This window comes from Rhizobium sp. NXC14 (genome assembly GCF_002117485.1).
In the GTDB taxonomy this organism is placed as follows: domain Bacteria; phylum Pseudomonadota; class Alphaproteobacteria; order Rhizobiales; family Rhizobiaceae; genus Rhizobium.
In genome coordinates this window covers 2,658,671-2,672,739 of record NZ_CP021030.1, presented here as the reverse complement: position 1 = coordinate 2,672,739, position 14,069 = coordinate 2,658,671, and the positions used below count along the sequence as shown (strand labels likewise).

16 protein-coding genes and 1 pseudogene are annotated in these 14,069 nt (G+C 63.6%); 6 read left to right on the top strand and 11 right to left on the bottom strand.

What is annotated here, in order from left to right:
* Positions 1 to 72 precede the first annotated feature (72 nt).
* The 6 genes and pseudogenes from NXC14_RS13220 to NXC14_RS33375 all read left to right on the top strand — a co-directional run.
* Complete coding sequence (locus NXC14_RS13220) at positions 73 to 1,401, top strand: extensin family protein (RefSeq protein WP_085778523.1); 1,329 nt, start codon at positions 73 to 75, stop codon at positions 1,399 to 1,401.
* 117 nt (positions 1,402 to 1,518) lie between these two features.
* A complete protein-coding gene (locus tag NXC14_RS13215; RefSeq protein ID WP_010030441.1) occupies positions 1,519 to 1,866 on the top strand; it encodes a hypothetical protein in 348 nt (115 codons plus the stop codon).
* A gap of 101 nt (positions 1,867 to 1,967) precedes the next feature.
* On the top strand, positions 1,968 to 2,588 hold the full coding sequence (locus NXC14_RS13210) for a hypothetical protein (RefSeq protein WP_085778522.1): 621 nt from the start codon (positions 1,968 to 1,970) through the stop codon (positions 2,586 to 2,588).
* A 188-nt stretch (positions 2,589 to 2,776) separates the two neighbouring features.
* Positions 2,777 to 3,172 carry an Ohr family peroxiredoxin gene (locus NXC14_RS13205; RefSeq protein WP_085778521.1) on the top strand — a complete coding sequence of 132 codons (396 nt, stop codon included), beginning with the start codon at positions 2,777 to 2,779 and terminating at the stop codon, positions 3,170 to 3,172.
* Positions 3,173 to 3,279: 107 nt separating this feature from the next.
* The gene (locus NXC14_RS13200) at positions 3,280 to 4,350 is read left to right on the top strand and encodes a DUF3095 family protein (RefSeq protein ID WP_085778520.1); all 1,071 of its coding nucleotides are present in this window, start codon (positions 3,280 to 3,282) and stop codon (positions 4,348 to 4,350) included.
* A pseudogene (locus NXC14_RS33375) lies at positions 4,344 to 4,698 on the top strand (epoxide hydrolase); the annotation flags it as partial. The gene NXC14_RS13200 and the pseudogene NXC14_RS33375, both read left to right, overlap by 7 nt.
* Positions 4,699 to 4,719: 21 nt before the next feature.
* Here the strand turns inward: NXC14_RS33375 and NXC14_RS13190 are convergent.
* The 11 genes from NXC14_RS13190 to NXC14_RS13140 all read right to left on the bottom strand — a co-directional run bounded on the left by NXC14_RS13190 (position 4,720) and on the right by NXC14_RS13140 (position 14,067).
* On the bottom strand, positions 4,720 to 5,133 hold the full coding sequence (locus NXC14_RS13190) for an NUDIX domain-containing protein (RefSeq protein WP_085780101.1): 414 nt from the start codon (positions 5,131 to 5,133) through the stop codon (positions 4,720 to 4,722).
* Between the two features lie 69 nt (positions 5,134 to 5,202).
* Positions 5,203 to 5,703 (bottom strand): MarR family transcriptional regulator, encoded by a 501-nt coding sequence (locus tag NXC14_RS13185; RefSeq protein ID WP_085780100.1) that lies wholly within the window; start codon positions 5,701 to 5,703, stop codon positions 5,203 to 5,205.
* A gap of 123 nt (positions 5,704 to 5,826) precedes the next feature.
* Positions 5,827 to 6,819 carry a dihydroxyacetone kinase subunit DhaK gene (locus NXC14_RS13180; RefSeq protein WP_085778519.1) on the bottom strand — a complete coding sequence of 331 codons (993 nt, stop codon included), beginning with the start codon at positions 6,817 to 6,819 and terminating at the stop codon, positions 5,827 to 5,829.
* A gap of 51 nt (positions 6,820 to 6,870) precedes the next feature.
* Entirely contained in the window at positions 6,871 to 7,284 is a 414-nt protein-coding gene (locus NXC14_RS13175; RefSeq protein WP_008535099.1) for a hypothetical protein, read from the bottom strand.
* A gap of 1 nt (position 7,285) precedes the next feature.
* Positions 7,286 to 8,851: a putative PEP-binding protein gene (locus NXC14_RS13170; RefSeq protein WP_085778518.1), complete on the bottom strand. Its 1,566-nt coding sequence runs from the start codon at positions 8,849 to 8,851 to the stop codon at positions 7,286 to 7,288.
* Positions 8,835 to 9,179: an HPr family phosphocarrier protein gene (locus NXC14_RS13165; protein WP_085778517.1), complete on the bottom strand. Its 345-nt coding sequence runs from the start codon at positions 9,177 to 9,179 to the stop codon at positions 8,835 to 8,837. Before NXC14_RS13165 ends, NXC14_RS13170 begins: the two co-directional genes overlap by 17 nt.
* Complete coding sequence (dhaM, locus tag NXC14_RS13160; RefSeq protein ID WP_085780099.1) at positions 9,179 to 9,577, bottom strand: dihydroxyacetone kinase phosphoryl donor subunit DhaM; 399 nt, start codon at positions 9,575 to 9,577, stop codon at positions 9,179 to 9,181. Before dhaM ends, NXC14_RS13165 begins: the two co-directional genes overlap by 1 nt.
* Positions 9,578 to 9,587: 10 nt before the next feature.
* The gene (dhaL, locus tag NXC14_RS13155; RefSeq protein WP_085778516.1) at positions 9,588 to 10,205 is read right to left on the bottom strand and encodes a dihydroxyacetone kinase subunit DhaL; all 618 of its coding nucleotides are present in this window, start codon (positions 10,203 to 10,205) and stop codon (positions 9,588 to 9,590) included.
* Between the two features lie 50 nt (positions 10,206 to 10,255).
* Complete coding sequence (locus tag NXC14_RS13150) at positions 10,256 to 11,896, bottom strand: dihydroxyacetone kinase subunit DhaK (protein WP_085778515.1); 1,641 nt, start codon at positions 11,894 to 11,896, stop codon at positions 10,256 to 10,258.
* A 52-nt stretch (positions 11,897 to 11,948) separates the two neighbouring features.
* Entirely contained in the window at positions 11,949 to 12,977 is a 1,029-nt protein-coding gene (locus NXC14_RS13145; protein ID WP_085778514.1) for an ABC transporter ATP-binding protein, read from the bottom strand.
* Positions 12,970 to 14,067, bottom strand: coding sequence for an ABC transporter ATP-binding protein (locus NXC14_RS13140; protein ID WP_085778513.1), 1,098 nt, complete (start codon positions 14,065 to 14,067; stop codon positions 12,970 to 12,972). The genes NXC14_RS13145 and NXC14_RS13140 overlap by 8 nt, the downstream gene beginning before the upstream one ends.
* Positions 14,068 to 14,069: the final 2 nt, after the last annotated feature.

The following is a 14,069-nucleotide window of genomic DNA, read 5'->3' as shown; positions in this document are numbered from 1 at the left end:
CACCGTTTTTAACTAAAATTGGACCGAGTTTTTTCGGTCACTCTGCGGCCGGCCCATGGAAGCGATAAGAGTATGGCGTTTGTTTCCTTTCCGCGGCGAGCCTTCCTGCCCGTGCTGCTCTCGGCGGCGCTGACCACCTGTTCGATCAGCGACGGGCTAGTGCCCCCGGCCAATGTCGACAATGGCACCCGGGTCAGTTCGATTTCACCGTCTCGCGGTGCAGCGCGTATGGCGCGGGCGGAGCGCCTTGCGCCGGCGGAAACTCAGGCCTCTTATCCTGTCTTCGGCCGGCCTGTCGGCAGCAGCCAGGGCTCGGTCGATTATCTCGATACGCCGAACCTTGCCGGCACCGGGCACGCGGCACAGGCGCCGCAGACGCTGGCCGCGCCGGAATCCCAGGGCCGCAAGCTGCCGATGATCGATAGCGATGAGGCGCTGGCGGCAGGCCAGCCGAACGGCAACTGGGGCGGCACGCAGAACCTTGCTGTCCCGTCCGGCGGCGTCAACATGGATGAAGAGCTTGGGGCCGAACCGGTCGTCGGGCTGGCGCAGGAACAGCAGCAGCAGATTGCCGAGGGCAATGCCAGCGAACCCGTCGTCGACGGCATCGGCACCGACAACCCGGCTCAGATCAATCAGCCAATGCGCCAGTCCGCACCCCGGTCAATGCCGCATCCGGCAGCGCAGGCTGAGATGAGTCGAGCGCCGGCCTGGAACGACGGCAGCCCGGTCTTGGAGCCAACCCGCGTTCCCGAAGAGGACGAGAGCGAAGAAGTCGCGATGCTGCGGCCGAACAACCCGATGATGAGCGAGCCCGTTGCGCCTGTCGACCCGAGCGTCATGCCGGCCTCCGAGCTTGCCTGCCGGCGCGAGTTGAAGCGCCTGGGCGTGCTCTTCGACGAGAAGCCGCCGATCTCGCAAGGGCCGGCCTGCCAGGTGCCCTATCCGGTATCGCTGAAGGGGCTTTCCGGCAATATCGGCGTCAAGCCGGCCGTGACGCTGAACTGCCAGGTGACGCTCGCCTTCGCCAAATGGGTGAAGAACGAGCTGGCGCCGTCGGCCCGCTTTCGCTACTGGAGCGGCATCAAGACGATCCAGCCGCTCGGCGGTTATTCCTGCCGGCGCATGAACAACAGCCGGCAGAGATATAATCCGATGTCGGAACATGCCCGCGGCAACGCGATCGACGTCGGCAAGTTCGTGCTGAAGAACGGCCACGCGATCGACGTGCGCAAGAAGGGCCTGTTCTCCTATCGCGAGGGCCGGCTTCTGAAGGCGGTGCGCACCGACAGCTGCCGCTATTTCAATACCGTGCTCGGGCCGGGCAGCAACCCGGAACACTGGAACCACTTCCACTTTGATCTGCGCTCCCGCAAGAGCGGCAAGGTCTATTGCGATTAGGCGAAGGCGCGGTTGCCCGCCGCGGCAATTGGGCCCTGGTTCCAAGAAAAGAGTTCATCCCAGCCGCCGGACGCGCTATGGACCGGCGAGGCGGATTGCTATTGGAAAGTCTGATCCATGAGCTATGAATTCCATGTCGGCCAGAAGGTCGTCTGCATCAACGATACCTTCAAGCATGTCAGCATCGACCAGCTTATTCGCAAGGGTGAGATCTATACGATCCGCTGGGTGGGCGAATATACCCATTATGTCGACGGCACCTTCATCGGCGTCAAGCTCGCGGAAATCCACCGCGGCAATGATGACGGCCCGGAAGGTTATGGCGCTGCCGACATGCCCTATCGCGCGACGCGGTTCCGGCCGCTGGTGAAGGACAAGATCGCATCGCTGCGCAAGCTGCTCGCCCCGACACCGGATGCGCCGGCGGAGCCGAAGGAAAAGGTTCGGAAGAAAGAGAAGGTCTGAGCGCCGGACTTACGTCAACGGCATCAATGCTGCGGCGACATGATTGTACCCTCTGGTCGCCTGTGCGACAGTCGGCAGCGTGACACGCCGAGGAGGGGCCGGTGCGGACGATTTCGACGATCCTGGAGCTTTGTACCGCCATCGCCATGAGTGTTGCGACAGCAGGAGTGGCGGCCGCCGATCCGCTCGTTTTCAGCTATCATGGATGGCGGGTCGATCTCACCAATGCCAGAGGTGCGGAGCCCGACAAGGAGATGGTCGCGGCCGTCAAAAGGCAGCTCGACATCGTCGAGCATGTCAGTCTGAAGCCCGATGTCCTCGCCTTCATGCGGACGATTCCGATCTGGGCCAACGCCGCCGTCGCCGGCTTCGGTCCCGGCCATTACAGCAGCAAGACCGGCATCGACCTGCGTGTCAGGAGCCTCGATCCCGACAAACCGATCATCCTGCACGAGCTTCTGCACGCTTATAACGACCGGATGCTACCCGGCGGATTCGGCAATGGCGATGTCGGGCAATTCTTCAACAACGGCCGCGGGCTTTGGCCCGGCGATTCCTACATGATGAGCAACGATCGGGAATTCTTCGCGGTCACGGCGAGCGTGTACCTGTTCGGCGATATCGAACGGCCGCCCTATTCGCGCAGCCAGTTGCGTCAGAAGCAGCCGCGATATTATCAGTGGCTCGCCACCCTCTTCGACGACGGCCGGCCGCGGTCTTAAGACCGTAACGCCAATCAGGCCGTTTTCCGGCTCAGCAACAACGCGCTCGCGAGGCAGCCTTTCACCTGCGGTCAAAATAAATCGTATCCGATTAAATCGGAATGGTGTTGACATCGATTTCCAATAGGCATATTAAGGCGCATCCGAATAAAGCGGATGCGATATAAATTCATCGAAAGGACACCGTTATGACCGAGAAGCTTCTTTTCACTGGCAAGACCCACATCGCCGGCGGCCGCGAGGGCTATGCACGCAGCAGCGACGGCACGCTCGACATCAAGCTGCCGCAGCCGCATCCGGCGGCCGAGAACCTGTTCGGCGCAGCCTGGTCGGCCTGCTATATCGGGGCGATCGGGCTTGCCGCCTCGCAGCGCAAGATCGCGCTGCCCGCCGGTCCCGAGGTCGACGCCGAGATCACCCTCAATACTGGCAACGGCTCCTTCTTCCTGCGTGCGCGTCTCGACGTCAGCCTGCCCGGCATCGAACGCGGTGTCGCCGAGGAACTGATCGAAGCAGCCCATGGCATCTGCCCTTATTCCAAGGCGACGCACGGCAATATCGACGTCGAGACCCGGCTTGTCTGACCGGAAGGGCCGGCGCCTTTCGCCGTCATCTTCGAAGCGGGGGTCTACCGTTTTGCGGCAGACCCGTTCCTAAACTAGTCTCTATCGACCGATCCGGAGAACATGCCATGATCGACAGCCATACAGAGCCACACCGGGCCTATGACGAGTTTTCGCTCGTCGTCGACCCCGATGTCTACGAGCCGCTGCCCGATGATTGGCTGATCGGCATCACCGACGTCATCAGTTCGACCGTGGCAATCGGGGCAGGGCGCTACGAAGACGTCAATTATGCCGGCGCCTCGATCATCGCGGCACTCGGCAATGCCTGGGGCTCGTTCGATTTCCCCTTCGTGTTCCGCGGGGACGGGGCGGCTTTCGCCCTGCCGCCGCACGGGATCATGGCTGCGACATCGGCATTGCGGCAGGTGGCGGGCTTCGCTGCGACCGATCTTCACCTCGACCTTCGTGTCGGGCTGCTGACCGTGCGCGAGATCCGCGCCGCCGGTCGCGACGTAAAGATCGCGCACTATGCCGCCTCCGAGACCGCGACTTATGCAATGTTTGCAGGCGGCGGCCTCAAATGGGCGGAGCAGCAGATCAAGAATGGCCGCTATCTGGTCAAGCCTGGGCGCTGCGCAGCGAGGCCGGACCTCACAGGCCTCAGCTGTGATTGGGCACCGTTCCCGAGCCGGCAGGGCGAGATTCTGTCGCTGTTGGTCGAGCCTCGCGACCACACCAGCCCGGAGATTTTTGCGGCGCTGGCGAAGCGCTTGCTTGCTGCTTTCGATACTGCATCGCACCGGTCTTATCCGATTTCGGCAGAGAGCGCGGTGCCGAGGGATGGCGCAAAGCAAGTCAGTGCGACAGCCTGGTCCGAAGTCGCCTCCAATTCGGATTTCCGCAAATTCGACGACGGTCTGCGCCTGACGCTGGACTGCACGCCGGAGGAGATCGACAGGGTCGAAGCCATTCTCGTTGCGGCAAGAGCGCGTGGCGAGATCGATTTCGGCCTGCACCGCCAGTCGCATGCGCTGATGACCTGCCTCGTGCCATCGGGCCGGCCGGATTCGCATCTGCATTTTCTGGACGGAATGGGCGGCGGCTACGCGAAAGCGGCCGAGATGATGGAGGAGGGCGCGCTTGCAGCAACGTCGTCGCGCCAGCCTGAAAGAGCAATCAGGGCAGCAGAGGCATAGCCCGACCGTGGATGCTCGACCGCGACATCCGCAGCTACGGATGATCGCGCGGCTATTCGACGGAGAGAGCGAGGGGCTCACGAATCGGCAATCTCGGGACGCCTCTATTGGAAAAACGCGTATGATCCGACTGGAGGTTTCTTCGACGCCAGGGGCATCAAGATCCCGGTCGCCGTCAGTGCTTTTCCCGACGAGATCTACCAGGCGCCGAAGAGCTGGGCGGAGAAGGCCTATCCGAAGCTCATTCACTACAACAGGCTGGAGAAAGGGGGTCACTTCGCCGCATGGGAGCAGCCGATGGCTTTCGCTGCCGAACTCAGGACGGCATTCCGGCCGCTGCGGCAGTAGATCACGAAGCGCGCCGCGCTTTCAGTCCTTGGCGGTTCCTCGTATCGCGAGGCTTGAGAGGATGTCACCGAGCTGGGACGGCGCCAACTCGGTTTCCTGTTCGATCACGGCGGCAGTGAACCATCTGAGTTCGGTATGTTCATCACCGACGAGTTGCGGCAATCCCTGCCATTGATCGACGTGATAGACGTGAAAGGTGGCCGATGACTCAGGCGGAGCTTGCGATACGAACTTTGCCGCAAGCCGCCACCGCTCCGGCGTGATGCCTATTTCCTCCATTAATTCCCGGCGCATGGCCGTCTCGGCGTCTTCGCCATCCTCGATATGGCCGCCGGGGAGGCTCCAGCGACCCGGATAGATCCTGCGCTCCGAATTTCGCCTTGCGAGAAGCAGCATCCCGTAGCGGTTCAAGGCACCCATCGCGATCTCGGGCATGTGGTCTCCTCGCTGCGGAAGAAAATGCGTCGCCGCAAACATGTCACCAGCTTGTGACTGCTGTCGCCATCATGGCTTTTCCGGTTCGGCCTGCGCTCGCAACAGGTTGTCGCGCAACCTCGTCACCGATTGCCGTACGACGGGGAAATCATCGCCGAGGCCACTGGCGGCAATCAGCGTGCCGCCGGGGTCGACCTCGACGAGGAGATCGCGCCCAGCCGGCGTCAGGCTTACGCGGACCTGCCGTTCATCGGCGGGATCGCGATGGCGCGTGAGATAGCCTGCCGATTCCAGCTTCTTGAGGATCGGCGTCAGCGTGTTGGATTCGAGGAACAGTTTTTCCCCCAGCATGCTGACCGTCTGGCCATCCTCCTCGGAAAGGGCGACCAGGGCGATATATTGCGTGTAGGTCAGGCCAAGCTCGTCCAGGATCGGTTTATAGGCGCGGCCGAAGGCGAGATTGGCGGAATAGACGGCGAAGCACAGGAAGTTCGAAAGCTTCTTGCCGCTCTCGCGGGGTTGCGGGGAGGCGGGCATGTCGGGTGCTTTTGTGTTTTTAAATGCGGGCATGGCTTTATCCGTCCAGCTTGATGAATGCCGATACATATACATCGCGTCCGATTAAATCGCAAGCTTTGATTCCTCATTCCACATTAACGAAGCGCTGGTGATTGTTAATTGCAACTTCCGCCTTCACGGCCAGCGCAAAGCCGCCGTCGCCACCGGTGCGTCCCAGAGCGCGATCTCCTCGTCGCTCAGTAAGGCGAGGGTGACGGACAGTCCCTGCATGTCGAGCGAGGTGACGTAGGTTCCGACAAGCGAGCGCTCGATCGGGACGGCTATCTCCTCGATGACACGGCGGGCGCAGGCATAGGCGAGGTAGAGTTCGGCAGGCGGCGTGCCGCCGAGGCCGTTGATGAAGAGCAGCGCCCGGGCACCCGGCGTGACCGTGATGTCGGCGATGATGGTCTCGCAAAGATGCCCGATAATGGCGTCCGCGGCGGTGAAGGGCTGCCTGGCATGGCCGGGCTCACCGTGGATTCCGACGCCCATTTCCATCTCGTCGGGTCCGAGCGAAAACGTCGTGCGCTCGGTCTGCGGCACCGTCACGCCGTTCAGCGCGACCCCCATCGAGCGGACGCGGGTGTTCAACCTCTCGCCAAGCTGCTTCAATTCGGCGAGCGGCATGCCGCGTTCAGCGGCGGCACCCAGAATCTTTTCGACAATCAGCGTCCCCGCAACGCCACGCCGGCCACGGCCTTCGCCTGTTCTCGACGTCTCGATATCGTCGCTGACGACGATCATGTCGAGGCCGTGGCGGTCACCGGCCATCTCGATCGCCATTTCGAAATTCATCAGGTCGCCATCATAGTTCTTGACCACGAGCAGGCAGCCGGCGCCGGTATCGGTCTCTTCGATGGCGGCAATGATCTGGGCGGGCGTCGGCGAGGTGAAGATATGGCCGACGCAGGCGGCGTCCAGCATGCCCTGGCCAACGAAGCCAATATGCATCGGCTCGTGGCCGGCGCCGCCGCCTGATATCAGCGCCACCTTGCCTGATGTCAGTTGGCTGCGGCGGACGCATTTGCGCTCGGCCCCGAACACCACCAAGGCCTCATGGGCGCGCACAAAGCCTTCGACGCTTTCGGCGACCATGGTTTCCGCGGTGTTCATGAACTTCTTCATCAAGCCCCTCCCAAGGCCAAAAACATTACGCTACGTCAGTTCTCTCACTCTTCACTGCTCGCTCGCCCCTGATATCGCGACGATCTTCTGCACCAGATCGGAGATCGCCTCTTCCAGGAGGCGGTTTTTCCTGTCGTCGCCGAAGTCGGGCACCATCAGCGACAAGTGCCGCAATTTCTCGGAATGGCCGAGATCCGGGAGCTTGCCGGGATGGGCGGCCTGATAGGCTTCGAGAAAGCGTTCTTCTTCGGCGGCGCTGAAGTGGCAGACGCGCACGATTGTCGCGAGATGGCGTGCCGGCAGCGGTGTCGCATAAGTCGGGCTGGTGATCTGCGTGACGAAGCTGCGGTGCTTGCCGAGCGCCGTGGCCAGACGCTGGCGCGTGCCGGACGGCCTATTGTCGATGATCTGCGCCAGAATGGACTTGTAGGCGATTATGGCGTCTTCGGTGTCTTCGCGCGCCATCCTACTCTCCGGCTGCCCTTGTGCCATCGGCGTTGAGGCCTGTTATCGCCGATCTTATCGCGGGACGGCGGGCCGGCGCCACGGAAAAATTCCGGAGGCCGGCGGCAAGCAGCCCCGGGAGATAGCGGGGATCGCCGGCCATGTCGCCGCAGATGCTGACGGGCTTGCCACCGGCAAGTCTTACCGCCAGCTCGATCAGCCGGAGTACGGCGGGTGCTGCCTTGCCGGCATCGGCCTCGTTGCCGTCGCGGGCGGAGGCGACGAGGTATTGCGTGAGGTCGTTTGTGCCGAAGGAGAAGAAGGCGGCCGATCTGAAAGTGTCGAGCATAAATGCGGCCGATGGCACCTCCACCATCATGCCGATCGGCGGCATCCGGTGCGGTAGGGCGCGGCGGCCGAGCTTTTCGGCTTCCTCGCGGAACAGTTCGCGCATCCTGGCGATCTCATCGGGAAAGGTCACCATCGGCAACATCACCGAAAGCTTGCCGAAGACGGCAGCGCGCAGCAGGGCGCGGGCCTGGACGCGGGCGATTTCCGGCCGGGCAAGCAGCAGCCGGATGCCGCGCAGGCCCGGCTCGAGAGCCGGCAGGTCTTCGAGGCCGGCAAGCGGCTTGTCTCCGCCTATATCCAGCATTCTTATGATTACCGGCTTTTCGCCCGCCTGTTCCAGCACGCGGCGATAGATCGCCAGCTGGCGTTCCTCATTGGCGGCATCGGCGATCGAGGTGACTGAAAATTCCGAGCGCATCAGGCCAACGCCCGCCGTTGCCGGATCGAGCGCGTCGATCTCGGCGGGGTCGTTGATATTAATGGAGACGAGGATCGGTACGCCGTCCGCCGTGTGCAGTTCGCGGCTTTCGGTCTTGGTGTCGCCGGCTGGCGCGAGCGGCGGGATCAGCATGCCACCCGCCTTGAGAATGACGACGCCGGCGTCGCCATCGACGCCCACAGGATCGCGGTCCGCGACTGAAAAACGGCCTGTGCCGACCACCATCGGCACTGATTTTGCCCGGGCGAGCAAAGCGACGTGGCCTGCGGCGCTGCCTGCAAACAACGCAATACCACCGCCCTTCGACCAGTCATGGGCGAGGAAGCGGCTCGGCTCCATATCCTTGCCGACGAAGACCGAGCCGGGCGGGAAATCGGCGACCGGGGTGCCGGCAAGCGCCCCGAGCACGCGGTTCTTGATGTCGAGAATGTCGATGGCGCGCGCTCGCATCTGTTCCTCGTCGGCCGTTTCGAGTTCGCCGATATAGGCGTCGAGCGTGGCGACCCAGGCGAAGACGACATTCTCGTCGGCTTGCATGCGCGCGCTCGTTGCTTCCGGGATGGTCGGATCGCGCAGCACCTCGATCTGGAAATCAATGATATCGCGGCTTTCTGCATCGGCGCCCTCGGCGAGGCGCTCGAGTTCGCCGATCGAGATATCGATCGCCTTTTCAAGCGCGCCATAGCCGCCGGCAGTCTCGGGCGCGGAAGCAGCCCTCGGCTCTTCCGCGAGAAAGGCAGGGCCGAATGCGATTCCCGGGGATGCGCTCTTTGCTTTCAGCCTAAGCGGTTCTGCCATGTTTCTTATCCTCATCGAAGTTGCGCTCGATGAGGTCCTTTAGGGCACGGATCGCCTCTTCGGCGAGAATGCCGTCCGCGCGTATTCTAAGGATCGAACCTTTGCGGATCCTCGCGCCCATAATCTTGATGATGCTCTTGCCGTTCAGCCAGACGTCACTGCCGTTGACGGCGACCTCGATCGAGCAGGGGAAAGATTTGGCAAGGCGCGTGAAGGTGACGGAGGGGCGGGCATGCAGCCCGACGCCGTGCTTGACTTCCACCTCTATCTGGCAGTTCAGGTGCAATTGATCGGGCTCCTGTTTTTCACCACGCAATCGGTTCGGCATCAGGGCGACAGTTCCTCTGCCGTGGCGACGACCTTGGCAAGCGACGCGCCCCCTGAGGCTTCGGCGGCGGCGATGACCGCGCCTTCGACGAGCGGGGCGTTGCAGATGGAGACGAGCGCCGAACGGGGAAGGCCGAGCATTTCGATCGCCATCTCACTGTTGGTCTCGGCGCCGCCGAGATCCACGAAGACGGCGACGCCGGCATCTGACCAGGCGGCCTCGATCGCCTTCAGGATGCCGCCGGCATCGGTGCCGAGATCGCCATGGACGTTGCCGCCCGACCAGGCAAGCGGCACGCAATCGCCGACCATCTGCCGCACCATGTCGGCGATGCCCCTTGCCACCAGTGGCGAGTGGGAGACGATCACGATGCCCACATTTGCTGTCTTTCCATTCATCTCGGTCCTTTCATTCATCGGGGCGGCGCTCCCCGAGATAGCGGCAGATCGCCGTTGTCAGCAGCGCGCAGCTCGACGCGCCGGGATCGACATGGCCGATCGAGCGGTCGCCGAGATAGGCGGCGCGTCCGCGCATCGCTTTCATCGCGGCTGTCCTGTCGGCGGAGCGCTCGGCTTTGCGCGCGACGTCACCGAGTGGAGACCGCTTGGCCAGCGCCGCATGGACGGGATAGAGCACGTCGAGCAGCGTCTTGTCGCCGGCGTGCGACCGCCCGCGTTTTGCCACCGCGTCAATCGCCTGTTTCAGCACCAGGGAAAAATCGGCCTTCTCCTCGCTTTTACGAAGCTCGCGGCCGATCTCGATCAGCAGCGTTCCGTAGAGCGGGCCGGCCGCACCGCCGACATTCATCACCAGCGTCAGGCCGATCTTTTCGACGGCGTCGGGGAAGGGCAGGCTGGACAGGCTTTCGCCCTCGGCGCTCACCGCCTCGCAGCCACGCCGCATATTGGTTCCGTGATCGCCATCGCCGATGGCGCGATCGAGTGCGCAGAGGTGATCGGCGTTTTCCGCGATCGTCGCGCGGCACACTTCGATCAGTTCTGCCACAAGCACCGGTTCCGCCTGCACTGCCTTCCTCCCTGACGCCCGTCTCCCGCGGGCTTTCAAACTTTACCCGGTCAGGCGAGGCTTGCCGCCACGCCGAACGCGCCGGCGACCGCGACCGCGCCGGGATCGGCGACACCCGCGAGATCCCTTTCGCCGACATAGGAGGCGCGTCCGGCTCTCGCCTTCGTCATCGTCTTCGTCGACTCCGCGCCTGATGCCGCTGCCCTTGCCGCGGCAGCGATATCGCCTGACGCGAGCGCCTGCAGGGCAGGCGAGAGTGCATCGACCATCGTCCGGTCGCCGACTCCTGCTCCTCCATAGAACGTCATCCTGTCGAGCCCGGCAAGAAGCGCTGCTGATATATCCGCTCTATCGGCCATCGCCTTTGCCGCGGCGGTGAAGAAGATCGACAGCAGCACGCCGCTCGATCCGCCCATGCTGGTGCCGAGGATGTCGCCGAGCGAGGCAAGCGTTGCCGCCGGCTTATCGAGCGGCAGCGTGTCGAGGCGGGCAAGCACGCTGCGCGCGCCTGTCGCCACCGTCGAGCCGGTATCGCCGTCGCCGACGCGGCCGTCCAGCCGGTTGAGCTCGTTTTCCTGTTCGATCAGGTGCTCGCAGAGTGCCGTGATCAGGCGCCGGTAGCGGCTGTTCTCCCCTGGTGTGGCTGCGCCGTTCAAGTGGCTCGCCGTTCTCGGCGCGGCGATAACCCTGATCTCGTGGCGTTTGACGGCCGGCATCCAGGCATGCGGCTCGACCACTGCCGTCAGCGCCGCTTCGCGCACGGCATCCAGCCGGATCAGCGACAGCGAGAAGCCGTTCATGTTGAGCGCGGTCATCATCGGCGCCGGGCCGACGATCAGCCTGATGTGGCGGCCAAGCGGCGAGGACAGCACTGTCTTGGCGATGACGGTCATTTCGAGCGGCGGCACGGCGCCGAGATTGTTGAGGAGGAGGGCGTGGTCTGCCCCTTCGCGCAAAGCCGGGGTCAGGCGCGCCGCCATGGTGGCGACAATATCGGCGACCGGCTGCAGCGCGATGCGCTCGGCGCCGGGTTCGCCATGGATGCCGAGGCCGAGTTCGCCTTCTTCAGCGCCGAGGCGATCCTCATGCGCCTGGCCGGGCACGCTGCAGGTCGAGAGCGACATGCCGAGCGAGACGATATCGCCGGCAGCAGCCGAGGCGTGGGCCGCGACCGTCTTCAGCTCCTCGCCTCTTTCGGCGTGATAGCCCGCGATCTTGTGGACGAACAGTGTGCCGGCGACGCCGCGCGGCTGGTTGATGCCGGGGATGGCGATGTCGTCGGCGACGATAACCATTTCGACGTCGAAGCCCTCGGCGCGCGCCTTTTCGGCGGCAAGGCCGAAATTCAGGCGGTCGCCGGTATAGTTCTTGACGATCAGCAGGGCGCCTTTCGGGCCGGTCACGGCGCGGATCGCCGTCAGCACCGCATCGACGCTCGGCGAGGCGAAGATCTCCCCGGAGACGGCCGCCGTCAGCATGCCCTTACCGACGAAGCCGGCATGGGAGGGTTCATGGCCGGCGCCGCCGCCCGAGATGATTGCGACCTCTGACTTGTCCCAGTCCGCACGCAGGATCACCTTGATGTCGGGAAAGCTGTCGAGACGGGCGAGACGGCCGCTGCTCGTCGTCAGAAGCAGGCCGTCCAGAGCTTCGGTGACGATCGTTTCCCTGCGGTTGAAGAAGTGTTTCATCGGTTGAGACCCGTCCGTTTGTTTTTCATGCCATCATCATTTTGTTTGCCGGTCACGACAGGCGCTGTCCAGCCGCATCGAAATAAAGCGGATCGCGCAGCGTCAGGCTGATGCGGTCGCCCGGCGCGATCGCCAGATATGGATCCGCGAGTGTGACGAGTTTGTGATCCCGCGCAGGCTGCTTGGGATCGGCCACCCGGATATGGAGATGGTTCTGGTCGCCGAGATGCTCGATCCAGTCGACCTCGGCATTGGCATCCTTGCCGACGACGATATCGAGATGTTCGGTGCGGGCGCCGACGGTTTTTGTGCCGAATGGCGGACGGCCGCCCGGCAGCAGATCCGCCGGCAGAAGGTTGATGTGCGGCTGGCCGAGGCGGGCGGCGACATGCAGGTTGGCGGGATTGCCATAGATTTCGCGCGGCGTTCCCACCTGCATCAGCCGGCCCTCGGCGACGATGCCGATGCGATCGGCCATGGTCATGGCTTCCACCTGGTCGTGGGTGACATAGAGCAGCGTCGAACCGAGCTCCTTCTGGATGCGCTTCAGCTCCAGGCGCAGTTCGGCGCGCAGCTTGGCGTCGAGCGAGGACAGCGGTTCGTCCATCAGATAGATCGCCGGCCGGCGCACCAGCGCTCGGCCAATCGCGACGCGCTGCATCTCGCCGCCGGAGAGCCTGGTCGAGCGGTTTTCGAGCTTGTGGTCGATGCGGACCATGCGCGCAACCTCGCGCACGCGCCGGTCGATCTCCTCCGCACTCAGCTTGCGCACCGGCGCCTTCAGCGGGAAGGCGAGGTTCTCGTAAACCGTCATGTGCGGGTAGAGCGAATATTGCTGGAAGACGAAGGCGACGTCGCGCCCGGCCGGCGCTTCGGCCGCGACATTGCGGCCGCCGATCTCGATGCGGCCGCTGTCGGGCCTTTCGAGGCCGGCGATCAGCCTGAGCGTCGTGGTCTTGCCGGCGCCTGTGGGACCGAGCAGCACGACGAACTCGCCGTCGCGGATAAAAAGATCGAGCCCATCAAGAGCCTGGGTGTCGCCGAAGCGCTTGCTGAGATTTCTGAGGACGACATCAGCCATGCCGGGTCTCCTTATAGAGCTGGGATGGCACCGCGCGGCCCGAGACGCAGTCGAAGAGCGCGAGGTTCGCCGGATTGAATTCGAGGCCGACGGTCTCGCCGATCCGGAAACTGCGACTGGCGGGAACGCGGGCCTTGATCAGACCGCCCGGGGTTTCCACGGCAACAACCTGGTTGGTGCCGAGATATTCGCTGCCATAGACGGCGCCGCGAAGGGGCGAGGCGTCGCTGAAGCGGATATGCTCGGGCCTGACACCGAGCGCCAGTTCGCTTTCTGCCATGTCCTGATGAATCTCGGGAACGGCGACATTGACGCCGTCGAGCAGGATGGATGTGTCGCCGCTCTTCAGGCCGGAGGTGAAGCGCATGAAGTTCATCGGCGGTGAGCCGATGAAGTCGGCGACATACATGGTCGCCGGCTTGGCATAGATCTCTTGCGGCGTGCCGAACTGCTCGATGACGCCGTGGTTCATCACGGCGATCTTGTCGGCCATCGCCATCGCCTCGTGTTGGTCGTGGGTAACGTAGACCGTGGTGGCATGGATGCGGTTGTGCAGCTCGCGAAGCTCGTGGACCATGATCTCGCGGAACTCGGCATCAAGCGTGCCGAGCGGCTCATCCATCAGGAAGCATTTCGGGCGGCGGACGATGGCGCGGCCGAGCGCCACGCGCTGCCGGTCGCCGCCGGCAAGGCCAGAGACCGAGCGGTCGAGAATATGGTCGATCTGCAGCAGGCGGGCGGTCTCTTCGACGCGCTGACGGATCTCGGCCTTGGGCATGCCCTGCGACAGCAGCGGGAAGCCGATGTTTTTGCGCACATTCATATGCGGGTAGAGCGCAAAGAGCTGGAACACGAAGGCGATGTCGCGGGCACTGGCGCGGTTGAAGGTGACATCCTCGCCGTCGAGATGAATCTTGCCGCTCGAGGGCAACTCGAGGCCGGCGATCATGCGAAGCGTCGTCGTCTTGCCGCAGCCGGAAGGCCCGAGCAGCGCCAGGAACTCGCCGTCATGGACGCTGAAGGTCGAATTCTCAACGGCGACGAAGTTGCCGAATTCCTTGCGGAGATTTTCGATCCGGATGTCCGCCATGG

Bases quoted from the DNA above. Each gene is read 5' to 3' on its own strand.
- NXC14_RS13220 (WP_085778523.1), top strand. From the start codon at position 73: ATGGCGTTTGTTTCCTTTCCGCGGCGAGCCTTCCTGCCCGTGCTGCTC.
- NXC14_RS13215 (WP_010030441.1), top strand. From the start codon at position 1,519: ATGAGCTATGAATTCCATGTCGGCCAGAAGGTCGTCTGCATCAACGAT.
- NXC14_RS13205 (WP_085778521.1), top strand. From the start codon at position 2,777: ATGACCGAGAAGCTTCTTTTCACTGGCAAGACCCACATCGCCGGCGGC.
- NXC14_RS13200 (WP_085778520.1), top strand. From the start codon at position 3,280: ATGATCGACAGCCATACAGAGCCACACCGGGCCTATGACGAGTTTTCG.
- NXC14_RS13190 (WP_085780101.1), bottom strand. From the start codon at position 5,133: ATGCCCGAGATCGCGATGGGTGCCTTGAACCGCTACGGGATGCTGCTT.
- NXC14_RS13185 (WP_085780100.1), bottom strand. From the start codon at position 5,703: ATGCCCGCATTTAAAAACACAAAAGCACCCGACATGCCCGCCTCCCCG.
- NXC14_RS13180 (WP_085778519.1), bottom strand. From the start codon at position 6,819: ATGAAGAAGTTCATGAACACCGCGGAAACCATGGTCGCCGAAAGCGTC.
- NXC14_RS13175 (WP_008535099.1), bottom strand. From the start codon at position 7,284: ATGGCGCGCGAAGACACCGAAGACGCCATAATCGCCTACAAGTCCATT.
- NXC14_RS13170 (WP_085778518.1), bottom strand. From the start codon at position 8,851: ATGGCAGAACCGCTTAGGCTGAAAGCAAAGAGCGCATCCCCGGGAATC.
- NXC14_RS13165 (WP_085778517.1), bottom strand. From the start codon at position 9,179: ATGCCGAACCGATTGCGTGGTGAAAAACAGGAGCCCGATCAATTGCAC.
- dhaM (WP_085780099.1), bottom strand. From the start codon at position 9,577: ATGAATGGAAAGACAGCAAATGTGGGCATCGTGATCGTCTCCCACTCG.
- NXC14_RS13150 (WP_085778515.1), bottom strand. From the start codon at position 11,896: ATGAAACACTTCTTCAACCGCAGGGAAACGATCGTCACCGAAGCTCTG.
- NXC14_RS13145 (WP_085778514.1), bottom strand. From the start codon at position 12,977: ATGGCTGATGTCGTCCTCAGAAATCTCAGCAAGCGCTTCGGCGACACC.
- NXC14_RS13140 (WP_085778513.1), bottom strand. From the start codon at position 14,067: ATGGCGGACATCCGGATCGAAAATCTCCGCAAGGAATTCGGCAACTTC.